This is a genomic window from Pseudomonas sp. HK3, from assembly GCF_052920985.1.
In genome coordinates this window covers 1,388,166-1,412,188 of the sequence record NZ_JBREXD010000001.1, presented here as the reverse complement: position 1 = coordinate 1,412,188, position 24,023 = coordinate 1,388,166, and the positions used below count along the sequence as shown (strand labels likewise).

The window sequence follows — 24,023 nt, the reverse complement described above, 5'->3', positions numbered from 1 at the left end:
AATTGCCATTGTTAATAATTCGTATTTTTCGTAACTTAAACACGTCAATCGAGAACAATAAAAAGAATATATTCGATAATAAAAATTAAAAAATTGAGCAAATTAGGCCCTTAAAAATAAGCCACCTGTTTGCAAGGAGACAACAATGCGAGTTGATACATTACGCTCCATTATTAGCAACGCCTTTTATCATGAAGAACGGACGCACAGCCTAGAACGCCACTTAACGTTTCATATTGAAACCTTACATGACCGCCTAAAAATCGAAAAAGACAATGAACTAGAATCTCTCAAGCACTTTGCTATGGAGTACATTCATCACGTACCGGAATTCTTAGACGCTCTAAAAGAGGCATCACAAAAAGCCGGCATCGAAGATCATGTGTTTCCATTTTTACGCATTGCTGAGAAATATTTTATTTCACCACCGAATTTACCTAATCATCATGTTGGCTTAATGGCGATGATGGATGAGTCCTATTTGGCACACCGTTTATTTGAAGAATTAAACGACCGTTATATTAGCCGTGTCGGCATGCCGCTTATTCCTTGGGATATGACGTTGGCAAATGTAGTAGCCCATCAATTAGTCGGGGAAGATCTCGGTAATCGATTAGATGCTTTAGTCTACAATACTGTCAATAAGATGATGCCTGCAGAGCGGCATTATGAAAGTGCTGGATTCAAAGACTTTGTAAAAAAAGAAAAAGGCAACACAACATCAATATGGCAAGAGTGGCCCTGTATGGGAAAAGCCGCGGGTATTGATTGGGCTCTCACTTAAGAGGTTAAACAAAAATAAAAAGTGGCATGAGTCACTTTTTTATTGATCCGATACAAATATTTATTCTTTTACTTTAACACGCTCAAAGCTTGCAAACCTTGGTAGACCTTTTTCAGTAAACCCTTGGTGGGAAAATGTTATGTCACTGCCAATGGGCGGCGGGGTTTTACGTTCAGCATCACTAAAGCCTGTGCCAATTTTAAACATCTTTCCATTCTCTAGCTCAACCCAAACCGCACCGAGCATGTTTTCATATTTACCGCGACCAGCTTGGTACGCAATAACCCGTGCCTCGCTATCTTGCCGAATCTTTAATTTTAATAAATGCTCGCTTCGCCCACTTTCATATAAGCTGCCAGGTGTGCGCAGCATTAAACCCTCACCGCCTTGGTCAACTATCTTGGCTAATGCTTTTTCGATAGCGGCCAAACTTTCTAACTTAGTCTGCTCAACCCAATAAACATGCTTAGACGATTCATTCTCTAGCAATCCTTTTAGCATTTTCTGGCGTAACTCAAAAGGGGCATTACTTTGTGGTAAATCGAAGACTTGGTAGCTAATTTTACGCCATTGGCGATCATCAGGTGTTTGATCCAAGACAATTTTGCTAACCGTTTGATAACCATTACGACCCGCCCATAATTCACCATCAAGCGCCTGCTTAGGTAATGACTGGGTAAACCAAGTGGGGGCGTGTATAGCGTTACCATTACGAGTTAATAGCTGTTTACCATCCCAATAGCAGCGAATTCCGTCTAGTTTCTCACTGCTCCAATAAGCAGGGCTCTGCATCGCGCCATTAAAGTGCTTAGCTAAAACAAGAGGGGTAAATTGGTTTTTTGCATAAAGAAGACTTGGTAATAACAGACACATTACCAAGCAAAAGATAATTATTGCTTGTGACATCGTTCATCCTGAACACAGAAGATACTTCCAGAAGCGCCACCATAACAAACAAGCAGCAGATTTAAATAGGCTGATGGTATTAGCTGTCCTTTATCAACACTGCGTCACATTTAAAATGCCAATTAATCTACTTATTACAACTCGGCTAAATACTCGTCCTTTAGCTTCACATAATTTGCGGCCGTGTATTTAAAATAGCTAAGCTCTTTTTCATTAAGAATGCGCACCGCCTTTGCTGGTCTACCCACGTAAAGGTGTCCACTGTTCAAGGTTTTGCCAGGAGGTACAAGTGAACCAGCCCCAATCACCACTTGATCTTCTATAATCGCGCCGTCCATCACCATGGCCTGCATACCAATTAATACCTGATTACCAATGGTGCAGCCATGTAACATGGCCATATGACCCACAGTCACATCGTCACCTAACGTCAACGGATAACCTCCAGGGTTATAATCACTCGCATGGGTAATATGTAAAATGGAACCATCTTGAATACTGCAGCGCTCACCGATTTTGATGCTGTGCATATCGCCACGAATCACAGTATTTGGCCAAACAGATACATCCTGACCAAGTTCCACATCACCAATCACCACTGCGCTATCATCAATAAATACTTTTCTGCCCAATTTAGGGGTCATGCCTTTAAAGCTGCGAATTGAACTCATGTGCTTTCCTTTTATACTTCATAGACCTTTATGCGTCATTTAGGTTGAAGCACCTTGAAATACTGGCAAGCGGCCCAACCTTGTAACTTAGACACTTTAATGAATCAATCACCGATGGCAACCATGACACAGACCCTAAACAATCCCCAAGCGTTACCTAAGTTTAATGAAATCCCTGTGGATAAGATTGAAGCCGCCATTACCAAACATTTAGATGCCAACCTCGACGCCATCAAAACCCTAAGCCAACAGACAAACCCTAGCTGGGCAAGCTTAGTCGAGGTACTCGAAGAACTAGATGACACTCTCAGCAAAGCATGGAGCCCTGTTAGCCATTTAAACAGTGTCATGAACAATGATGAGCTTCGGGCTGCCTACAATGCATGCCTGCCTAAGCTTTCGGCTTACAGCACTGAGGTCGGGCAAAACAAAGACTTACAGCAAGCTTATCAAGCCATTAAAGACAGCCCTGAATTTACATCTCTTAACCGTGCCCAGCAAAAAGCCATTAATAATGCTTTACGCGATTTTCACTTAGCCGGTGTTGACTTAACCGCCGAGAAGAAAAAGCGTTACGGCGAAATTAAAGCCCGCCTAAGTGAGCTTTCCAGTAAATTTGGGGAGAATGTATTAGACGCCACGAGCAAATGGCAAAAACTGATTACCAACAAAACTGAATTAGCCGGTATTCCTGAGAGTTCACTGGCCGGCTTTGAGCAAACCGCGAAAGCGCAAGATAAAAGCGGTTACCTATTAACCCTAGACTTCCCATGCTACCTGCCTGTCATGACGTACTGTGACAACCGTGAACTACGCGAAGAAATGTACACCGCGTTTGCCACCCGTGCATCTGATCAAGGTCCTAATGCAGGAGCGTTTGATAACTCAAGCAACATGGCCGAGATTCTAAAACTGCGTCATGAGCTTGCTCATTTATTAGGTTTTGACAGCTACGCTCATTATTCACTGGCCAGTAAAATGGCTGACTCCCCTGAACAAGTGGTCGGCTTTTTAGAAGACCTAGCCGTTAAATCAAAAGCACAAGCCGAACAAGAATACGCAGAGCTAAAAACGTTTGCGAAAGAGCAAAGCGGCACTGACGATTTAAATCCATGGGATGTGACCTATTATGGCGAACAGCTAAAACAAGATCGCTACAGTGTCAGCCAAGAAGAAATCAGGCCATACTTGCCAGCACCTAAAGTACTGGCTGGGTTATTTGAAGTGGCTAACCGTTTATTTGGTGTATCCATCGAAGAGGTCACCAGTGCTAGCGTCGAAAACGGTGATCTTTATCACCCAGATGCCCAATTATTTAGCATCAAAAAAGACGGTGTCCTTATCGCACAATTTTATTTCGACCTATACGCCCGCGCCAAAAAACGCGGTGGCGCATGGATGGATGAATGCCGTGTTCGCCGCACTAAGGCTAATGGCGAACAACAAGTGCCTGTTGCCTACCTTGTGTGTAACTTCACTGCGCCAGTGGGTGACCAGCCTGCATTATTGACGCACGATGAGCTCACCACGTTATTCCATGAATTTGGCCATGGGATACATCACATGCTTACTAAGGTGAACACGGCTGCGGTCAGTGGCATTAATGGTGTCGCTTGGGACGCCGTTGAACTACCAAGCCAGTTCTTAGAGAACTGGTGCTGGGAGCCAGAAGCGTTAGCCTTTATCTCTGGTCATGTTGAAACGGGCGAGCCATTACCAAAAGAATTATTGGATAAGATGCTAGCCGCTAAGCACTTTCAAAACGCCATGATGATGATGCGCCAGTTAGAGTTTTCGTTGTTTGATTTCAAAATGCACCTTGAATACAACCCAGAAAACCCTCAGCCAATTCAAGACGTTATCAATGCCGTTCGTGAAAAAGTGGCCGTGGTGCAAGCCCCTGAATTCAACCGCTTCCAGCACAGCTTTAGCCACATCTTTGCCGGCGGTTATGCTGCTGGGTATTACAGCTACAAGTGGGCAGAAGTATTAAGCGCAGACGCCTTCAGTCGCTTTGAGGAAGAGGGGATCTTTAATAAAGAAACGGGCCAGTCTTTCTTTAATGAAATTCTTAGTCGTGGCGGTGAAGATGACGCTGCGGTTTTGTTTGAGAACTTTCGTGGACGTAAACCAAGCGTGGAGCCACTATTGCGTCACTCTGGGATTAAGGCAGCTTAACGCCACTCTAAATACCAGTTAGTAATTAAAGGATGTGTTTCTTCAATGGGGACACACACCCTTTACTGCTTTTAGTATCACAATTTTTGATATGGAGAGCTGAGCTGTATACCTCACGAGTGCTGAGAGTGCATTGGGCACTCGACTCCTATAAGTGATAACCTTAATCCGCTATAATGGCCGGTAATTTCTACTCAAATGAGACCATCATGTTCAAAGCAACCAAGCGTTTTATCGCGGGAGCTGTTTGCCCAAAGTGTGCTGAAATGGACAAGCTCGTAATGTATAAAAACGAAGACGGCCGTGATGTGCGTGAATGCGTAGCCTGCGACTACAGTGACATCATGAAAAGCGAAGAAGAAATGGTAGCCGATGCCAAAGCGGCGGAGCTACAAACTCGGGTCACCCCTGAAGGCAAAGCCATTCGAGATGAAGGTGAGCAAGCGATTAAAATATTTGATGTTATGCCGCCAAGTGATACCAAGCATTAAGTAATACTCTTCTTAAAAAATAAATGGCCGAATTAATCGGCCATTTATTTACATATATTGCGTTACTGCTTATACCATGGTGAATCACTATATAGCTGAGTTGGATACCCGTCTTCTCCTAAGTAATCCTCATCACCAAAAATCAACTGGTTACCTTCTATCTTAGCGATATCCTTAAATAGCTCTGTAGATACGCAAGCCAAAGTATCCTTGCTAACGTTTATCTCCCAGTTCGTAAATCCACACTCTTCATCGGTATTATATGTCTCTACTGCTGATGCCAAATAAAGGGTCTCTTGTGAACTGGTTAAGGTTGTTTGAATCTGAGTGACCGTTTCACCTGACGCTAGGATTACATCATTAAATACGGCTAATGTGCCCTTCGACACTGTCTTTGATCTTGCTTGTGTACAATCTTCATCAGCAAATGTATATCCAGTAATCTGTACTGCGTTGCCATTAAAGCTGAATACCGCATAACCAAATACAGTGAAGTCGTCATCATAATCAACACATCCTGTTTGCTCTGAACGCCATGAGCCCTCTAAGAAGGTTGTTGTCTTATCACTCTCTGAGCCACAGGCCGTTAATAAAACCGATAAGGCTGCTAAAACTAAATACTTCATATAACGCTCCCGTAAAATGGTGCGCTACTGTATCAATTTTAACCAGTTCTAATTGTAAAGTAATGTTGTTGAGTTGCAGGGTTTTGAAACTGGTAATGAAAGAAGGGACAATATATAAAAAAATAGACACTGAAAGGATGCCGTCTATCAAACATGGATTGACGGCATAATAAGTCAATTAAGAGGAACGGTTACAGTGCCTGTTACTTCTACTTCATAAATGTTCACATTACCGCTATTTGTACCGATGCGTATATAGCGAGCGTTTTCATTTGCAATAAAGCAAAGAAATTTATTACCTGAAAACCCACTATTGCTGCATTGAATACCACCATTGTTAGCCGTACCAACCAACGTTCTCCAAGTTCTTTGGTTTGTCGAAATCTCAATGGTAATAGGGGGGCTGGTTTGATCTCCCGTTGAAATATTGGTATATACATCCACTTTTGTTAATTCTGCCGAGTCTTGAAAGCCTATGACAAAATTTTCATTAGCTGTGTTTCCTGCCCAGTAATTTGATGTGGTTGTATCGCCGTCAATCGCGTATTTAGCTGCGTTTGAATCATAAGTCGCTGATTGGATTGATGCACCATTAGAAGCAAGTGCGACATTTTGACTTACTTCTTTGGTATTATTATTTTTTTTAAAGCGAGACCCATCATTATCACCACCACCGCCACATGCAGTAACACTAAGCAGCAGCGCTAGGCCTATCAATTTTAAATACATTTCACTCTCCATTCCCAGTAACATCTGAATCTATATGTAAACGAGACAGCTCAACAAAGAGTGATTATAAATAATTTTTAGCCAGCTAAATGTGACCATTCGCTGCTTTTAGAGTTGTTTAAATCAAAATGTGCTTCAGTTAGCACCACACATCATCAACTGTAATTAAATTCATTGCATCTGCATGATGTACTCACTCGTATCAACAGAGCTTCAGCGAATGGTTTTTGCGATATGAATAGTCAAATATGATAAATACGTCATGACACTCTTTTAAAAATATCAAGCCGCTGTATCTATGAGGCATTAATGAAGATATTTCTTTGCAGAGGTCAGTTTATAACAAAAAGATAAGCATGCTGTAGCCATCAACCCAACTACGGTTGATGGCTATGGTCTTAATTAGACGATACTTTTACTGTACCTGTCGCTTCTACTTCATGAATGCGAACACTGCCATCATTTGTGATCACACGCATGTATCGAGCACTTTCTTCAGCTGAAAATACGCAAAATAATTTTCCCTCTCCCGCCGCCCATGTAGAACAAGAAACATCTGAAGCACCGTATGGGTTCATGGTTCGTTTCCACGTTTGCTTATCTGTAGACAACTCTACTTTAATGGCTGGGTTCGATGTGTTGTAAGATGTGTTGCTTGTATAAACAGAAACATCACTAAGCTTAGCTGTTTGCCCAAAATCAATTACTAGGTTATCACCAGGGATATTTCCTGCCCAAAAGTTAGACGTTGTGCTATCACCATCAGCAATATATTTTGAAGAAACATCGTTATAACTTGATGAAATTACTGCCCCGTTGGTACTTAAGACAACATTGTGAGTCACTTCTTTAGTGCCAGACGCTCCACTAGGTGTACCACCACCTGAACCGCCGCATCCATTTAAACTAATTATAGCCACTAATCCAATTGCCTTTAAATACATCTACATACTCCATTTGATTTATTAGCAGAAAAAAGGCCGGCAATTATATGGTTTTTAGAAAATTGTAAAACATTTTTTTGTCACATGGAGTATCTATTTATTTTATGCAAATCTGGCAAAGCTGCTCTAAAACATCATCCACTGTAATGAGATCCATAGCATATTGATGATGTACCCGTTCATGCCAGCTAGCCTTATCATAGGGCTTACCTAAATATGCCTCAACTGCTAGGGGATAAGCATCCACTGTATAATCTGGGCTTTGATACGGGCCAGATAGACCAGAGCGAGCCACTGCATATAAACCAATCACAGGCGTATTCATGGCTACGGCAATATGAACAGGGCCAGTATCGGGGGCGATTAAACAGTCTACTTCGCCCAGTAAGGCCGCTATTTGTTTATGTTTGGTTTTACCCACTCGATTATCGATATCCGTTTTCACTAAGGCTTCGATATCATTAGCCAATTTGATTTCATTTTCTGCTGGGCCGCCCGTTAGTACCACTTGGCAATTGTATTGGGCCACGGCTAAATCAATGAGTTGAGCGTAGTGCTCTGCTTTCCAAGTACGCTCGGCTTTACTCGCCGCAGCATTGATTGCAATATACTTTTGTTTTTTATCCGACCCATTATTTCTAGTGGCACGAGCCCAAGCTTGATCTGCTTCACTGGTGTAAAGCTGCCAATCGAACTCTTGCTTTGTTTTTGGTGTATCAACCCCTAAGTATTTTGCAAAGCCCATAAAACCTTCTGCTAAATGTTCGTTAGCTCCTGGTATTTGCTCTTTTACAAACCATGAATGTAAATCTTTGGCTCGGCCATTATCAAACCCAATTTTACGCTTGGCGTTAATGTGAGGATAAATCAGGTTGGTACGAAAGCTGGCTTGCGCTGCAATTAAAATATCAAACTCGTATTGCTTAAATAGCTTACGCAGCGATAGATAGTCTTTAATTTTTTGCGGCTTTTGAATCACTAAAAACTCAACACCATCAAGGCCTTCAAGTAAGGGATAAACTGCAGAACTTGTGATCCAGGTGATTTTGCAACTCGGCCATGCTTTTTGCAAAGCCCGAATCATGGGGATCGCCAATACCACATCCCCAAGAGCGGATAAACGAAAAAAGGCAATATGCTGAGGTATAGGGACGGACATACTGTTTATGGCACTCATTGTTTTATCTTGAAGCGATTATAACTGATATAAAAATAGGGGGGTAAATAAAATCTAGAACCATCTGTCGCCACTAATATGATGTTACAATCCGTGCAAATAATGCGGCCGTTTGATCCTGTATCCTTCTTTATATAGGTATTTTGAGACAAATACGCGCATTTTACTATTAATAGCAATTGGTCTAATAATGCGATTCACATTACTCTTCATCTTATTATTTGTATTTCCTCCCGCCTATGCAGAAGAAAATTATGTATCGATTAAGCTAGGTGAAACTCAAGCCCCTAATAATGACTATGAGGAAAGTACCACTTCAATATTCGGGCTTGGCCAACGTTATGAATATATCTCTTTAGAGTTAGCGTATATAAATTTTGAAGATTTTAAAGTTAAAAGCCATTCAAACAGCTATATAGAATTAAAAGGAGGTCGTTTTTCTATAAATGGTCATTTGGATCTTGGCTGGCCTGAACTATTGGTTGGGGCGAGCGCTGTTTATTATGATGCCAGTGCTCACCATGGTAGTACCAAATTTTCTGACAAGCATGACACCACCTTTGGACTAAGTGCTGGCTTATGGTTTCCATTAAAACGTAAATGGGGCTTCACTATCAATGCCGGCGTCACCAAAAATATTTTAGATCAAGACTTAAAACACTTTACAATTGGTTTACAGAGAGCATTTTAAATGATGTTTAAAATAAATATTTTAAAAAAAATGTATATATACTTTGTATTAATTACAGGTTTAGCGCTTGTGGGCTGCGGCAGTGATAATGATACTGTCAATTCAGATATCGTAAATACTACGAATACTCATGCCAATATTCACATTACAGCCGGTAATACTGGAAAGGCATATATTAATATCGAGCTAAAGCCTGATGGACCTGCGTCTACAACGAACATAAAACTAAGTGATGGCGATACGTTATGGGCATACAACTATGACCCTTCTGATTTTTCTGGGGATTCAGGCGATCTTTTTTCAGAGCTAAGTTATGTCGCCAATAATTCTACAAACGTAAAAGAAGGCGGAACATTTTTTTATAGTTTTTTAGGTTTTAGAATTCAGGGTGATATTTGGTATTCAGGCTTTATTCCTACTTCTAATAACGACACCTATTATGTATCACTACTACGGAATTCTTTTCAAGATGCTGTGGGTAGTTATGTTACATTGCCTGATATTTTTTCTATAACCGCGCCATTGAGTAATGAAACGCACAGTAGAAGCAATGATTTACAAATAAACTGGCAGACTAATGATGATAATCACTCCGTTAATATCAGTATTTTTACCACCTGTTTAAATAGTATCAACGACACCCATGATATTATTGGGCTGGCTGATACAGGTTCATATGTTTTACCCGCGACCGATTTTACCAGGCGGGCAAGTGGCAGCTGCAATACCAATATTGAAATAGTAAAAGCACAAGTTGGTCAATTAAATCCTAATTTTAACAGCGGTATTATCACCGGAAATCGAGTCGATAAAACTGTTTTCATATCGACCGATTAAAAAGTAATAAAAAAGCCTGACACAGTCAGGCTTTTTTATTGCTTAATATCAGAACTTTATTTTTTCATTATTCTACTGTTACGGACTTGGCCAAATTTCTTGGTTGATCCACATCTGTACCTTTTAAAACCGCGACGTGATAGCTTAATAGCTGTAATGGAATGATGTATAAAATCGGCTCCATCAAATCACTGCACGACGGCATGTTGAGTACCTTCATGTTATCTGTGCTTTTCACTTTTGATTTTTCATCGGCAAAAACAAATAACTCACCGCCACGGGCACGTACTTCTTCAAGGTTAGATTTTAATTTATCCAATAATTCGTTTTGCGGCGCGACGGTAACAATTGGCGTGTCTTTATCTACAAGCGCTAATGGACCATGTTTTAATTCACCGGCAGGATAGGCTTCGGCATGAATGTAAGAAATTTCTTTCAGCTTTAATGCACCTTCCATTGCGATAGGGTACATGACACCACGACCTAAAAATAAGCCGTTATGTTTTTCCGCAAAATCTTGCGCCATGATTTCAATGTCACTGTCCATTGCCAGTGCTTTTTCAACCAGCTCTGGCAGCTTAAGTAAGTCTGCCACAATCTCTTCTTCCACTTGACGTACCATACCGTGACGACGACCAAGGGCAATGGTTAGCATCATTAATGCAACCAACTGAGAAGTGAAGGCTTTAGTAGATGCCACGCCAATTTCAGGACCTGCGTTGGTCATAATCGCCAGATCTGATTCGCGCACTAGGGAAGAACCCGGCACGTTACAAATGCTTAAGCTTGCCGTGAAACCAATTTCTTTGGCTTTACGTAATGCCGCTAATGTATCCGCCGTTTCGCCCGATTGTGAAATAGTAATAAACAAACTGTTAGGCAGTGCCACGGTTTTACGGTAACGGTATTCACTGGCCACTTCAATCTGGCATGGAATCCCCACTAAGCTTTCAATCCAATACTTAGCAACCATACCGGAATGATAAGAAGTACCGCAGGCGATGATTTGAACCGCTTCGGTTTTATCAAATACGTCTTTGGCTTTTATGCCAAACGCTTGCTCAAGCAAATGGGTTTTACTGATGCGGCCTTCGAGACAATTGCGAATCACTTGTGGTTGCTCAAAGATTTCTTTCATCATGTAATGACGGTATTCGCCTTTATCAGCCACATCCATTTTATGTTCAAACACGCTCACATTATGTACCACTTCGGCGTTGTCTTTATCCCATACGTGTACATGATCTGTGGTGAGTTCGGCCACATCACCTTCGTTTAAGAAAATAAAACGGTCGGTTACTTGTAATAACGCAAGCTGATCCGAAGCAATAAAATGTTCGCCACTGCCCACACCAATAACCAGTGGTGAACCTTGGCGGGCAGCCACTAATTTACCCGGATGATCGGCACTGATAACACCTAGTGCATAGGCACCGTCTAATCGCTTAATGGTTTCTTTGACAGCATCGGTCAATGAAGACGTTTTTTGTAAGTTATAATGCAGCATATGCACGACGACTTCTGTATCAGTTTGCGATAAAAATTCATAACCTTTATCACATAATTCGTCGCGTAAATCTTCATAGTTTTCAATGATGCCATTGTGCACAATAGCCAAACGCTCACCTGACATATGCGGATGTGAATTTTCTTCTGATGGCTTCCCATGAGTTGCCCAGCGAGTATGGGCGATACCGGTTTTACCAAAAAACGGCGCGGCTTCGATACCATCTTCTAGCTCTTTCACTTTACCCATACGACGACAACGTTCGATCACGTTGGCGTCATTTAATACAGCCAAACCTGCGCTGTCATAGCCACGATATTCAAGACGACGCAGGCCTTCTAACAATATTTCATTTACATTACGTTGGGCGATACCGCCTACAATTCCGCACATGTTTTATTCCTTGCTTAATGGGAGACGAGATATGAGAGACGCTCTAAAGTCATCCTTACTCTCTCGTATTCCTTTTTATTCTTTTGCTAAATTATTTGTTAGGAGCCTAATGCATCAAAGTTGTTTTTTGCATCTATCGTCTCCCATCCAGCGTCTAACGTTTCGTTGGATGCTGCCAGTTCAAATTCACTTGTTTACCACGAGCAACTGCCAGCTTATCCGCCTCAACTTCTTTGGTAATGGTTGAACCAGCACCAACGGTTGCACCGGCACCTATTTTGACGGGGGCTACTAGTGATGAGTTTGAACCAATAAATGCACCATCACCAATTTCCGTTTTAAACTTATTCACACCATCGTAATTACACGTGATAGTGCCGGCACCAATGTTTGCACCCTTGCCAATCACCGCATCGCCAATATAGGTTAGGTGATTAACCTTGCTACCTTCACCAATAATGGATTTCTTCACTTCACAGAAGTTACCAACCTTTGCGCCGTTTTCTAGAACAGAACCAGGGCGTAAACGAGCATAAGGGCCAATATCACAACCCTGTTTTACATCCGCATCTTCTAAATGACTAAACGCTTTCACAGTGGTGCCAGCGGCAATAGAGGAATTTTTAATGATGCAATTGGCTTCTATCTTCACGCCATAACCTAAAACCACTTGGCCCTCTAGAATAACGTTTGCATCGATCACCACATCACGGCCTACACTCACACCCATTGTTTGCCCAGGGCGAATATCCAAGCGAGCAGTGGTCGAGTACAGTAACACCTTGAGTCATTAAGTCTTGAACTAAGCGAGCTTGATACCAACGCTCAAGTTCAGCTTGTTGCGCGCGATTATTGACACCAAATGTTTCCTCGGCAAACTCCGGTTGTAACGTTTCGACCTCAATACCAGCGGCAACCGACATGGCGATCACGTCTGTTAAATAGTATTCACCTTGAGCATTGTCGTTTGACAGCTTAGGCAACCACTCGTGTAGCTTTTCAGTCGGAACAGACAAAATGCCCGTGTTCACTTCTTCAATGGAAAGCTCAGATTCGTTCGCATCTTTATGCTCAACAATGGCTTTCACTTTGTGGCCGGCATCGCGCACGATTCGACCATAACCGCTTGGATCGTCCATATTGACCGTCAGTAAACCCACATTACCGTGCTCGGTAATTTTAATAAGAGCATCTAGAGTGTCGCTTTGAATCAAGGGGACATCGCCATACAAAATCAAGGTAACGCCGGTCTCAGCTAGATTATCAAGGGCCATCATAACCGCATGACCTGTGCCTTTTTGCTCGCTCTGAAGAGCGAACTGTATGTCCGTTTCTTCGCCAAATTGAGCCTTCACTTGCTCTGCGCCATGGCCAACCACCACATGCATGGCGTTCGCACTGACTTTACGCGCGCTATCAATCACATGGCCTAACATAGGCTTACCAGCAATTGGGTGTAACACTTTCGGTAAATCCGATTTCATACGGGACCCTTGTCCCGCGGCTAAAATCACTACATCAATCATCTATGTATCTCTATCTTCCGTTAAAGGCCGTGCCTTAAAGCTGTCATAATAACGACTCTAGGCAATCCATTCTATTAGGCCAATGTCAAATCTTGTCTGACACTAAATAAAAAAGGTTGCTCAGTCTATTGAGTTTGTTAGGATTTACAATCCACTTTGTCACAAAATAAATGACAACAATGCAATTAAATAGCCTAAAACAACTGGGATTAACGGAACGCGAGATCGCCGTTTATCATAGTTTGCTCGTACTTGGACCAGCCTCCATTCGTGATTTGGCCGATAAAGCCCAATTGAACCGTGGCACTGCTTACGAAACACTCAAGATATTAGTCAGCAAGGGCATTGTTAACTACCTGCCAAAAGGCAAGCGTCGCGTGTTTCAAGCCGAAGACCCTGAGCGCTTACTGGATCTGGCTGAACAAAAGCGACAAAGCTTAGAGCAAACATTGCTAGAGCTTAAAACCGATATTATTCCAGGGCTCAAGCACCTTAAAACCGACATGGTGGCCGGTAATGTGCGCTTCTATGAAGGGGATGATGGGGTAGAGCTCGTGCTGCGAGATATTCTAAGCAGTGTGGATAGGAGTAAACAAAAGCAGTACAGCGTGATATCCACACAAGCACTGCGTGAGCACCTATACAGACCCTTCCCAACGTTCACTAAGCAGCGCGTTGCGAAGAATATCAAGGTTCGTGTAATCGCAATTGGTGATGGGGGTGATGAGGCCGAGCTGGCTGAGCGCAAATGGCTTAAAGGGAAGGGCGATGCGTCTTATATTGCTATTTACCCGCCAAAGGTGGCGATGATAAGCCTCGCAGATAATAACTACCCTGTTGTAGTCGTCATTGACAGTGATGCCATTGCAGGCACACAACAGATGATGTTCGACACGTTATGGGCAGCGCTTTAACCTCACTAATATTCAAATTATAAGCCGTTATTAAACGCAAAAGCCGCTCATTGAGCGGCTAAATAGTTTACATCTATTTTAAAAACACAGGACACGTTTCATCTTGAATTTGCTTTAAGTCGTACTGCATAAAGCCAGCCTCCCCAAATACATCTGTGCCGTTCAAATAATACTGACCCTTTTCTTCATTGGGGTTTTGAATGTCGTAACCCAATACTTTAGCCACTTGCTGACTGATTAAATAATGGTTGGGCATACAACCTAACTCTTTTTTAAGTCGGGTTATTTCATCGGTTGGAATATCAACGCCATAAAACATAAACGGTACACGGGCCATATCAAGATCAACCGCATTGTGTCCAAAGCGACCACCTTGGCCTGTGAGTTCACCATGGTCCGGCGTAAAAAATATATAAGTAGGCTTACCTGACTCTTTAAAGAATTCATAAATGTCCGCTATCACTTTTTGTGTGTACCGTACTGAGTTATCGTAACTATTAAGCATGTACTTTTCATAGGGCTGCCCATCAACCGGATACGCTTCTTGGTCTTTAGGGTAATTAGCCACATAAGGTGCATGAGCACTGCGCATATGTAATGTAATAAATTGAGGCTTATCGTAATCTAGGTTCATGGACTTAAGCTTGAGTAATAGGCGATCGTCATAGTCTCCATCGAACTGATCTAGATGCTTATCTTCTTTCCAAGTATCAATGTCCCCTAAAGAGAAAGCATAGGTTAAGCCACCTGCATTTTTTTGCGTGGTTATATAGTGAGTTTCAAACCCTTGACGCTTTGCTAAACGGAATAAAGCTGTATCCATTTTACTGATATGGGCCGTATTATTAGGCTCATATACGGTGTTAAAAAATAAGCTAAGAGACACTCGCGTCGAAACAGCACTTGAGATTGCTGGTAAGAAAAAGAAATTCGAGTCCTGTTTATACGGCATTAAATCTGGGGTTGTATCTCGCTCATAACCATATAATCCCATATTAAAATAACTCAAACTCTCACCCATCAAGATCACAACATTTGCATCTACTGGCTGGCTCTTTGTTAGTTCATAAGGCTGATAACTCGGCATTGCCTTACGCAAGCCCACAATAATTTTTAACTGGCGAGCAGTAAAAAATGACACGCTGTATAAACCATTTTTCATGGCCGAGTGCGCGATATTTGGCTGGTATTTTTGAGAAGCATCGGAACGCAAAGACTGTAAAAAGGGTAGTGTGAGCAGCAATACAAACAGCACCCAGATATAAGGCACCGTAAAACTGGTTTTGTGATATTTGTTATAGGTGAAATAAGCCAACCCATAAAATGCCATAGATAAACAGAACGCTGGCAACATAAATTTCAAACCATCAGCAAAACCAATCAAGGCATCGTGCATTTCGCCCATCATCAGCACCATATCAAAAGCACTGTAAAAGCCGCCAAAGTATTGGAAATACATCAGCTCAGTGGCCTGCATCAAAGCCAGTATCAGTAATACGGCCTTATTAAGTTTAGGCGTTCGGCTTAACAGCATGAAGACCATCAACACCAAGGTAATAACGATGCTTTTGAAGTCATAACCCGCTAAGTAGTTGTGATTGAACAAGCCGTAAATAACATCCGGCATGATGACGAATGCCCATAGGGCCAAAAGCGTTAAGAGGGTATGTTTGAGTTTTTGCACGATGAGCTCAATTATTCAGGTTTGCACACATTGTAATAAAAATCACATCTAAAGGGCATGTGTATTCAAAATAATGTGTGAATTTTAATCATTATATTCTCTTATATCTTTTTGATCTTGATGCAATTTATTGTCCTTGTATGATGTGCGCGCGCACGGACATATAGATATCTATGAGAAATATTTGACTGGTCATATTTCACCCAGGTTTATTAGCTGACTGTGGCTTAAGTGACGGAAACACTGACAATTCACAAAGTGAAAAAGTAACACCAGATGTAGCTGTCAAAAGTAATAATTGGAATGAAGGAAACTGAAATGAAATTGAATGGAACTAAGCTGCTTTTAGCATCAGCAATCGTATTAGCTACTAGCATAACTCAAGCTGAAAACCCTCAGCCACTTCAGCTAACCACGTTTAAAGCAAACACGCCAGCAAAAGCTGCAGAAGTGAATGCCAACTTTACTACCCTTAGGAACCATGGTAATGAGTTAAGCAGTGTAATTGATGCTCAGGCCGCCTTGATTGAAACCTTAGAAGAAAAAATAAATGCTCTTGAAAACTCAACCCCTGATTCTAATGATGAATTTACAATTGAAGTAAAAGGGGATGGAGTGCTAATTGGTCATACCAACCGAGTTTTACACAATACAGATAAACCTTTTATCCAAATCAAAACAACTCATGGTATGGCAACCATAAGAGGTGTCTATGAAAAAAACAGTTATTACCTCGACGGTTATGACGAATTAACAGAAAGCGCCCGCGCTAATGGTTATGTATATTACTCCGATGCAATGTGTACTGAAAATCCATCTAGAGTCATTGCTGATGACGGTTTGCCTCAGCTTGTTTTTACTAAGGTCGCAAACACCATAGATAAAAATAACTTCATCCATGATAGCGGCAAAGGAACATACTTAATTGCTGCTGGTACAATTTTTACTAAAACCACATCTGAAAAAAACTTATATAATTACAATATTTATGACGATTCCTGTTCGCAACAGGCTATTCCTGCTAGCTCTTTAGTTACTCCGCTTGTTAAGGTCAGCCAAGAAAGCCATGGATTAAAAAGTACTTATTCAACAATTACCATTGAGGGTTATTCCACTCCTAATTAATACTCTAGCTATTTCAAAGAAACTGAGGATTTTTTACTTTCACTCTGTTTCATTTTTATTACGCTCATTTTGTATTAGTACACATAAAAACATGAGATTAAATTTATGAAAAACATTTTACTATTCATATTTTGTTCAGCCTTATTAATTGGCTGTGGCTCAAGTGATAGCAGCAAAAAAGAAAAAGAGACAACTAAAACAGCCGTTAAAAACAATAATTGGGACGAAGGAAACTGGAATGAAATTGAATGGAACTAAGCTGATTTTTGCATCAGTCATTACTCTAACCACCTGTTTTGTACAAGCGCAAGCACCAGAACTAACTGCATTTACAGCGGGTACACCAGCCAAAGCGGCTGAAGTGAATACAAACTTTTCTAACCTTAAAGCTTATACAATTGCACAAGCTGCTTTGATAAAAGCGCTGGAAGATAAAGTCTCAGCACTTGAAAATCAAAGCGCTAAGACTGATGATGAGTTTACAATCCCTGTAAGAGGAGACGGAGAACTTATTGGTTACACTAACGAAGTTGTAGCCACATTTTACAAACCAGCTATCATGCTAAAAACTGATTATGGTATTACATCCGTCAAAGGAGGGTATAATAATAGATATGTATTAGCACCATACGATCCTATATACAAAAATGACACTGATGGTTTTTATGTAAAATATTCCGATTCAAATTGCCAAAATCCAGTTCATGTTATTAGAACAGGTGATGGTAATACAGCTTTGTTTACCACAGTTGCGAATACACTTGATTCTAATCTTTTATTCATCGGTGAAACAGCTGTGTACACGGCTGCCAAAGGAACTGTATTTAGTACTAATACTGCTGAAATATATGAGTTAAACGCAGAGACCTGCTCTAAATCAGAGTCGTTCACAGGTGGAGTTGTTCTACCTGTATCAAAAGTGACTACACTGAAGGTAGTTTATAATACTATTGAAGTAGACGGCTACGTTTCAAACTAGTAATCATAAATAGTTATGCTTAGGTGCTGTATTTGGCCTAAGCATGATTAGACTATAATTTCATACGCTCCAACACGGCCTATTTTATCAGTAGAACTTTCACCTAGTACATTACCCCTCATTAATGCACATAAGCACTTTTTAATAAGCACAAAAAAAACCCACACTAGCTATAAAGCCAATGCAGGTTTCTTATCTAAATAAACTTTAACCTTAAAAGATTAACGCTTACCCAATTTTTCGCGGATCTGCTGCAGAGTGCGAATCTGTGCAATGGATTCCGCAAGCTGAGAGGCCGCACGAGAATAATCAAAATCACCGCTTTGATTTTCTAGTGCTTGCTCAGCGTGTTTTTTCGCTTCAAGCGCGGCTGCTTCATCGATGTTGTCAGCACGTAACGCTGTGTCTGCTAGTACAGTCACAGAGTTAGGCTGAACTTCTAAGAAGCCACCTGATACGTAGAAGATTTCTTCTTCACCGTTCTGTTTTTTAACACGAACGGGGCCTGGCTCAAGTGATGTCATCAGAGCCGCGTGGCCAGGTAAGATACCTAGCTCGCCGTTTGCACCTGATGCAATCACAATTTCAACCAAGCCAGAGAAGATAGCCTCTTCAGCGCTAACGATATCGCAGTGAACCGTCATTGCCATAGCTTACTCTCCTATTAGAAGGTTTTAGCTTTCTCGATTGCTTCTTCGATTGTACCTACCATGTAGAACGCTTGCTCTGGTAGAGAATCAAATTCACCTTCAAGAATACCTTTAAAGCCACGAATCGTTTCTTTCAACGATACGTACTTACCAGGTGCGCCTGTAAAGATTTCTGCCACGTGGAAAGGCTGAGACAAGAAACGCTCAATCTTACGTGCACGAGATACAGTTTGCTTATCTTCTTCAGATAGCTCATCCATACCTAGAATGGCAATGATATCTTTCAGTTCTTTATAACGCTGCAATACGGTTTGAACGCCACGAGCGATGTCGTAATGTTCTTGACCGATTACTAGAGGATCTAACTGACGAGAGGTAGAGTCTAGAGGGTCGATTGCAGGGTAAATACCTTTAGAAGCGATGTCACGAGACAGAGATACCGTTGAGTCCAAGTGAGCGAATGTTGTCGCTGGGCTTGGATCCGTCATATCATCCGCCGGTACGTATACCGCTTGGATAGAGGTGATAGAACCCGTCTTAGTAGACGTAATACGTTCCTGAAGCACACCCATCTCTTCTGCAAGAGTTGGCTGGTAACCTACCGCTGAAGGCATACGGCCTAACAGTGCAGATACTTCGGTTCCCGCAAGGGTGTAACGGTAAATGTTATCTACGAAAAGTAGAACGTCTTTACCTTCGTCACGGAATTTCTCAGCCATAGTAAGACCCGTCAACGCAACGCGTAAACGGTTACCAGGAGGCTCATTCATTTGTCCGTAAACCATCGCTACTTTTGACTTAACTTTGTCGTCTAGATCAACAACACCAGACTCAGCCATTTCGTAGTAGAAATCGTTACCTTCACGAGTACGCTCACCAACACCAGCGAATACAGATAAACCTGAGTGCGCTTTTGCAATGTTGTTGATCAATTCCATCATGTTTACAGTTTTACCAACACCAGCACCACCGAACAAACCTACTTTACCACCCTTAGCGAATGGGCAAACTAGATCGATTACTTTGATACCCGTCTCTAGCAAATCTGAAGACATGGATTGTTCTGCGAATGTAGGCGGCTTACGGTGAATAGAAGCAACTTCTTTCTCACCGATAGGGCCACATTCATCAATTGGACGTCCTAGAACGTCCATGATACGACCTAATGTTTCAAGACCAACTGGTACTTGAATTGGGCCGTTAGTATTTTCAGCTGTTAAACCGCGCTTTAGGCCTTCTGTAGAACCCATCGCGATGGTACGTACGATACCATCACCTAGCTGTTGTTGAACTTCTAGCGTAATTTCTCCGCCTTCAACTTTAAGCGCGTCATATACTTTTGGTACTGAATCACGTGGGAATTCCACGTCGATTACAGCGCCGATGATCTGTACGATCTTTCCGCTACTCATTGTTAAATCCTCTTATAAACCTTTAATCTGCAAGCCTATACCGCTGCTGCGCCACTACAGATCTCAGAGATCTCTTGTGTAATTGCCGCTTGACGAGCTTTGTTGTACAACAAGTTCAGCTCTTTAATGAAGTCACCCGCATTATCGGTTGCGGCTTTCATCGCCAACATCCGCGCAGCCATCTCACACGCTGTGTTTTCCACAACGGCTTGATACACTTGTGATTCCATGTAACGAACCAATAAATCGTCAAGCAATAGCTCAGCGTCAGGTTCGTAGATGTAATCCCAATGGCCACTTAATGCTTTGTCTTGCTTAGCTTCAAGCGGTAAAAGTTGTCTAACGGTTGGTTTTTGCGTCATGGTGTTAACGAATTCGTTACCCACTATATACAAGCGGTCAATATCTCCGCTATCAAATGCATCTAGCATCACCTTAACGCTACCGATTAAATCATGTACTGCTGGCGCATCACCTAAATGTGTTTTAGCAGCAACAACATTGCCACCGAAGCTCTTGAAGAACGAAACACCTTTTTGGCCAATGGCACAAATATCCACTTCGATTTTATCGCTGCGGAACTGTTTCATGTCTTTCATCAAGCTACGTAACAAGTTGGTGTTCAAACCACCACATAGGCCACGGTCAGAAGTAATTACGATGTAACCAACGCGTTTTACTTCTCGCTCTTGCAGATAGGCATGACGGTATTCACTGGTAGCACTGGCCACATGGCCGACTACCGCACGGATTTTTTCCGCATATGGACGGCCTGCTGACATACGAGACTGCGCTTTACGCATTTTCGATGCTGCTACCATTTCCATTGCAGATGTAATCTTACGCGTATTGTTAATACTGCCGATTTTCTGCTTAATCTCTTTTCCGACTGCCATATGACTGCCCCTATTATCTACTCGGCGAACCGACTAAGCCGAAGCTTAGTAGGTTTGAGTGGCCTTAAATTTCTCAAGTAAGTCTTTCAGACCATTCTTCTCGTCGTCGCCAAATTTACCGGCACCGTTAATAAGATTAACTAGGTCTTTGAACTCAGCGTGGGCGTAAGAAAGAATAGCAGACTCGAAAGCAGCAATTTTTTCTACGGCTACGTCTTTTAGATAACCTTCGTTTGCAGCAAATAGCATAATCGCCATTTCAGCTACAGACATTGGCGCGTACTGTTTCTGCTTCATTAGCTCAGTAACAGTTTTACCATGCTCAAGCTGAGCACGAGTCGCGTCATCTAGGTCAGATGCGAAGGCAGCAAACGCTGCTAGTTCACGGTACTGAGCCAAGGCTAGACGGATACCACCACCTAATTTAGAGATGATCTTAGTTTGTGCTGAACCACCAACACGCGATACCGAAATACCGGCGTTCATCGCAGGACGAATACCTGAGTTGAATAGGTTAGTTTCTAAGAAGATCTGACCATCAGTAATGGAAATAACGTTTGTTGGTACGAACGCAGATACATCACCACCTTGAGTTTCGATGATCGGTAACGCAGTCAAAGAACCGGTTTTACCTTTCACTTCACCATTGGTGAATTGCTCAACGTAGTTTGCATTTACGCGAGATGCACGCTCAAGTAGACGAGAGTGCAAATAGAATACGTCACCAGGGTATGCTTCACGACCAGGAGGACGTTTCAATAGCAATGAAATTTGACGGTAAGCCCAAGCTTGTTTCGTCAAATCATCATATACGATTAGAGCGTCTTCACCGCGGTCACGGAAGTATTCACCCATTGCACAACCAGCGTATGGCGATAAGAACTGCATAGATGCAGGATCAGATGCAGAAGCGGCAACGATAATGGTGTTTTCCATTGCGCCGTGCTCTTCAAGTTTACGAACAACGTTCGCAATAGAAGATTGCTTCTGACCGATGGCTACGTATACACACTTAATGCCAGAGTCTTTTTGGTTGATGATCGCATCGATCGCCATCGCTGTTTTACCAGTCTGACGGTCACCGATGATTAGCTCACGCTGGCCACGGCCAACAGGAACCATTGCATCAACTGATTTATAACCAGTTTGTACAGGTTGATCTACAGATTTACGAGAAATTACGCCTGGTGCAATACGTTCTACCGGAGTAGTCGTTGCTGCATTAATAGGGCCTTTCCCGTCAATTGGGTTACCAAGAGCGTCAACAACACGACCTAATAATTCAGGACCTGCTGGTACTTCAAGGATACGACCAGTACAACGAGCCTTTTGGCCTTCTTGTAGTGGAAGGTAATCACCCAATACGATTGCGCCTACAGAATCACGCTCTAAGTTAAGAGCCATGCCGTATAGGCCGCCATCAAATTCAATCATTTCGCCGTACATTACGTCGGCTAGTCCGTGGATACGCACGATACCGTCAGCGACGGATACAATGGTACCTTCGGTGCGAGCTTCAGAAGACGTATCGAGTTTCTCGATACGGCTTTTGATCACATCGCTAATTTCGCTAGGATTTAGTTGCTGCATGCTTTATCCCTCAAACTCAGGAGTTCATCGCTTCGGCTAACTTGGCCAACTTGCCTTTAAGAGTACCGTCGATCACCATATCACCCGCACGGATGATGGCGCCGCCTACTAATGTTTTATCAACAGAAGTAGTAACACGTACGTCTTTTTCAAGTTTGACTTTGAGAGCTTGAGTCAATTTTTGCTTAGTATCGTCCGCTACTTCGAAAGCTGAGATGATTTCTACATCTACTGCTTTTTCTAGCTCGGCCTTCAAGTGCTCAAACTGCTCGAATATTTGTGGTAAAAGCGAAATACGTCTGTTTTCCGCTAGAACATTAATCAGGTTTTGACCTGATTCGTTCAAAATATCACCACAAACATCGATAAATATTTGAGCCTGTTGTGCGCCTGTAAGACTAGGGTTAGATAGAACCTCTTCCACCTGGTCTTGTTGGGCTACATTGCTAGTAACTGAAAGCATGGCTGACCATGCTTGCAAATTACCAGCGTCAACAGCTGCTTGGAAGGCTGCTTTCGCGTATGGACGTGCCAATGTTGAAAGTTCAGCCATGGTAAACCTCGCTTATAGCTCTTCTGCCAATTTATCAAGAAGCACATTGTGCTTCTCAACATCAATTGAGGTTTCCAGGATTTTAGAAGCGCCGGCTACTGCTAGTGCTGAAACTCGAGTACGTAGAGTTTCTTTCGCGCGGTTAACTTCTTGATCTATTTCCGCTTGAGCTGCGGCTTTAAGTCGCTCACCTTCTTGACGGGCCGTATCTTTGGCTTCATCAATAATCTGGGTAGCGCGCTTGTTCGCTTGCTCAATGATCTGGGCAGCTTGCTCTTTTGCTTCACGCATTTGAGAAGTGGCTTTTTCTTGAGCCAATTTCAAGTCACGTTCAGCGCGGTTTGCTGCGTCCAAACCATCCGCAATTTTCTTTGCACGTTCTTGCATAGCATTGATTAGCGGAGGCCAAACAAATTTTATGCAGAATGCAACGAAAACAGCAAAGGCGATGATCTGGCCGATCAGAGTCAAATTAATATTCACGCCTTAGTCCTCTAAATTCGTTGTTTTGAGTTGTATAGTTAAAAATTAACCTGCAACAACGAAGATAAGGTACATAGCGATACCAACACCGATCATTGGTACAGCATCAAGTAAACCAGCCATAAGGAAGGTTTTAGTTTGAAGTTGTGGACCTAGTTCAGGTTGACGAGCTGTAGATTCTAAAAGCTTACCGCCCAGAATAGCAAAGCCGATACCAGTGCCTAGAGCACCAAGACCGATCATAAGTGCGGCTGCGATGTAAATCATTTCCATAGTA

The 24,023-nt window shown here is 42.2% G+C and carries 24 protein-coding genes and 1 pseudogene; 9 read left to right on the top strand and 16 right to left on the bottom strand.

All coding sequences use genetic code 11. From position 1 onward, the window contains the following. Window positions 1–145 precede the first annotated feature (145 nt). Complete coding sequence (locus ACU6U9_RS06555; RefSeq protein WP_446734248.1) at window positions 146–784, top strand: hypothetical protein; 639 nt, start codon at window positions 146–148, stop codon at window positions 782–784. Window positions 785–844: 60 nt separating this feature from the next. Here the strand turns inward: ACU6U9_RS06555 and ACU6U9_RS06550 are convergent, their stop codons facing one another. Then, the gene (locus tag ACU6U9_RS06550) at window positions 845–1,690 is read right to left on the bottom strand and encodes a DNA ligase (RefSeq protein WP_446734247.1); all 846 of its coding nucleotides are present in this window, start codon (window positions 1,688–1,690) and stop codon (window positions 845–847) included. 134 nt (window positions 1,691–1,824) lie between these two features. Continuing rightward, complete coding sequence (locus ACU6U9_RS06545) at window positions 1,825–2,361, bottom strand: gamma carbonic anhydrase family protein (protein WP_446734246.1); 537 nt, start codon at window positions 2,359–2,361, stop codon at window positions 1,825–1,827. Between the two features lie 123 nt (window positions 2,362–2,484). Between ACU6U9_RS06545 and prlC the strand changes: the two genes are divergently transcribed. Beyond that, complete coding sequence (gene prlC, locus ACU6U9_RS06540) at window positions 2,485–4,539, top strand: oligopeptidase A (protein ID WP_446735065.1); 2,055 nt, start codon at window positions 2,485–2,487, stop codon at window positions 4,537–4,539. Window positions 4,540–4,748: 209 nt separating this feature from the next. After that, window positions 4,749–5,030 carry a YheV family putative zinc ribbon protein gene (locus ACU6U9_RS06535; protein ID WP_446734245.1) on the top strand — a complete coding sequence of 94 codons (282 nt, stop codon included), beginning with the start codon at window positions 4,749–4,751 and terminating at the stop codon, window positions 5,028–5,030. Window positions 5,031–5,092: 62 nt separating this feature from the next. On the opposite strand, the gene ACU6U9_RS06530 is transcribed toward ACU6U9_RS06535, so the two are convergent. The 4 genes from ACU6U9_RS06530 to ACU6U9_RS06515 all read right to left on the bottom strand — a co-directional run bounded on the left by ACU6U9_RS06530 (window position 5,093) and on the right by ACU6U9_RS06515 (window position 8,506). Next, window positions 5,093–5,656, bottom strand: coding sequence for a hypothetical protein (locus tag ACU6U9_RS06530; RefSeq protein WP_446734244.1), 564 nt, complete (start codon window positions 5,654–5,656; stop codon window positions 5,093–5,095). A gap of 174 nt (window positions 5,657–5,830) precedes the next feature. Then, the gene (locus tag ACU6U9_RS06525) at window positions 5,831–6,385 is read right to left on the bottom strand and encodes a discoidin domain-containing protein (protein ID WP_446734243.1); all 555 of its coding nucleotides are present in this window, start codon (window positions 6,383–6,385) and stop codon (window positions 5,831–5,833) included. A 398-nt stretch (window positions 6,386–6,783) separates the two neighbouring features. Next, window positions 6,784–7,329, bottom strand: coding sequence for a discoidin domain-containing protein (locus ACU6U9_RS06520; RefSeq protein ID WP_446734242.1), 546 nt, complete (start codon window positions 7,327–7,329; stop codon window positions 6,784–6,786). A gap of 97 nt (window positions 7,330–7,426) precedes the next feature. After that, the gene (locus ACU6U9_RS06515; protein ID WP_446734241.1) at window positions 7,427–8,506 is read right to left on the bottom strand and encodes a glycosyltransferase family 9 protein; all 1,080 of its coding nucleotides are present in this window, start codon (window positions 8,504–8,506) and stop codon (window positions 7,427–7,429) included. 190 nt (window positions 8,507–8,696) lie between these two features. Between ACU6U9_RS06515 and ACU6U9_RS06510 the strand changes: the two genes are divergently transcribed. Together ACU6U9_RS06510 and ACU6U9_RS06505 are read left to right on the top strand one after the other, a co-directional pair. Beyond that, window positions 8,697–9,197 (top strand): hypothetical protein, encoded by a 501-nt coding sequence (locus ACU6U9_RS06510; protein ID WP_446734240.1) that lies wholly within the window; start codon window positions 8,697–8,699, stop codon window positions 9,195–9,197. After that, window positions 9,198–10,034: a hypothetical protein gene (locus ACU6U9_RS06505; RefSeq protein WP_446734239.1), complete on the top strand. Its 837-nt coding sequence runs from the start codon at window positions 9,198–9,200 to the stop codon at window positions 10,032–10,034. Window positions 10,035–10,101: 67 nt separating this feature from the next. On the opposite strand, the gene glmS is transcribed toward ACU6U9_RS06505, so the two are convergent. Continuing rightward, window positions 10,102–11,934, bottom strand: a complete 1,833-nt coding sequence (gene glmS / locus ACU6U9_RS06500) for a glutamine--fructose-6-phosphate transaminase (isomerizing) (RefSeq protein ID WP_446734238.1) — start codon at window positions 11,932–11,934, stop codon at window positions 10,102–10,104. A gap of 154 nt (window positions 11,935–12,088) precedes the next feature. After that, window positions 12,089–13,460 (bottom strand): annotated as a pseudogene (gene glmU, locus ACU6U9_RS06495) (bifunctional UDP-N-acetylglucosamine diphosphorylase/glucosamine-1-phosphate N-acetyltransferase GlmU). Between the two features lie 179 nt (window positions 13,461–13,639). Here glmU and ACU6U9_RS06490 point away from each other — a divergent pair. Further along, window positions 13,640–14,374 (top strand): TrmB family transcriptional regulator, encoded by a 735-nt coding sequence (locus ACU6U9_RS06490; RefSeq protein WP_446734237.1) that lies wholly within the window; start codon window positions 13,640–13,642, stop codon window positions 14,372–14,374. A 73-nt stretch (window positions 14,375–14,447) separates the two neighbouring features. Here the strand turns inward: ACU6U9_RS06490 and ACU6U9_RS06485 are convergent, their stop codons facing one another. Further along, a complete protein-coding gene (locus ACU6U9_RS06485; RefSeq protein ID WP_446734236.1) occupies window positions 14,448–16,058 on the bottom strand; it encodes a phosphoethanolamine transferase in 1,611 nt (536 codons plus the stop codon). Between the two features lie 318 nt (window positions 16,059–16,376). On the opposite strand from ACU6U9_RS06485, the gene ACU6U9_RS06480 reads away from it, so the two are divergent. The 3 genes from ACU6U9_RS06480 to ACU6U9_RS06470 all read left to right on the top strand — a co-directional run bounded on the left by ACU6U9_RS06480 (window position 16,377) and on the right by ACU6U9_RS06470 (window position 18,162). Continuing rightward, entirely contained in the window at window positions 16,377–17,183 is an 807-nt protein-coding gene (locus ACU6U9_RS06480; RefSeq protein ID WP_446734235.1) for a hypothetical protein, read from the top strand. Window positions 17,184–17,288: 105 nt separating this feature from the next. Then, window positions 17,289–17,441 carry a hypothetical protein gene (locus ACU6U9_RS06475; protein WP_446734234.1) on the top strand — a complete coding sequence of 51 codons (153 nt, stop codon included), beginning with the start codon at window positions 17,289–17,291 and terminating at the stop codon, window positions 17,439–17,441. Next, the gene (locus ACU6U9_RS06470) at window positions 17,422–18,162 is read left to right on the top strand and encodes a hypothetical protein (RefSeq protein WP_446734233.1); all 741 of its coding nucleotides are present in this window, start codon (window positions 17,422–17,424) and stop codon (window positions 18,160–18,162) included. Before ACU6U9_RS06475 ends, ACU6U9_RS06470 begins: the two co-directional genes overlap by 20 nt. Window positions 18,163–18,383: 221 nt before the next feature. Here ACU6U9_RS06470 and ACU6U9_RS06465 read toward each other — a convergent pair whose 3' ends face one another. The 7 genes from ACU6U9_RS06465 to atpE are packed head-to-tail and all read right to left on the bottom strand — an operon-like array spanning window position 18,384 to window position 24,019. Beyond that, a complete protein-coding gene (locus ACU6U9_RS06465) occupies window positions 18,384–18,812 on the bottom strand; it encodes a F0F1 ATP synthase subunit epsilon (protein ID WP_446734232.1) in 429 nt (142 codons plus the stop codon). Between the two features lie 14 nt (window positions 18,813–18,826). After that, window positions 18,827–20,224, bottom strand: a complete 1,398-nt coding sequence (gene atpD, locus ACU6U9_RS06460; RefSeq protein WP_446734231.1) for a F0F1 ATP synthase subunit beta — start codon at window positions 20,222–20,224, stop codon at window positions 18,827–18,829. Window positions 20,225–20,259: 35 nt separating this feature from the next. Beyond that, window positions 20,260–21,120, bottom strand: a complete 861-nt coding sequence (atpG, locus tag ACU6U9_RS06455) for a F0F1 ATP synthase subunit gamma (protein ID WP_446734230.1) — start codon at window positions 21,118–21,120, stop codon at window positions 20,260–20,262. A 45-nt stretch (window positions 21,121–21,165) separates the two neighbouring features. Then, a complete protein-coding gene (gene atpA, locus ACU6U9_RS06450; protein WP_446734229.1) occupies window positions 21,166–22,710 on the bottom strand; it encodes a F0F1 ATP synthase subunit alpha in 1,545 nt (514 codons plus the stop codon). Between the two features lie 16 nt (window positions 22,711–22,726). Further along, complete coding sequence (locus ACU6U9_RS06445) at window positions 22,727–23,263, bottom strand: F0F1 ATP synthase subunit delta (RefSeq protein WP_446734228.1); 537 nt, start codon at window positions 23,261–23,263, stop codon at window positions 22,727–22,729. Between the two features lie 12 nt (window positions 23,264–23,275). Further along, window positions 23,276–23,746 (bottom strand): F0F1 ATP synthase subunit B, encoded by a 471-nt coding sequence (locus ACU6U9_RS06440; protein WP_446734227.1) that lies wholly within the window; start codon window positions 23,744–23,746, stop codon window positions 23,276–23,278. Window positions 23,747–23,791: 45 nt separating this feature from the next. Further along, window positions 23,792–24,019 (bottom strand): F0F1 ATP synthase subunit C, encoded by a 228-nt coding sequence (gene atpE, locus ACU6U9_RS06435; protein ID WP_446734226.1) that lies wholly within the window; start codon window positions 24,017–24,019, stop codon window positions 23,792–23,794. Window positions 24,020–24,023 lie beyond the last annotated feature (4 nt).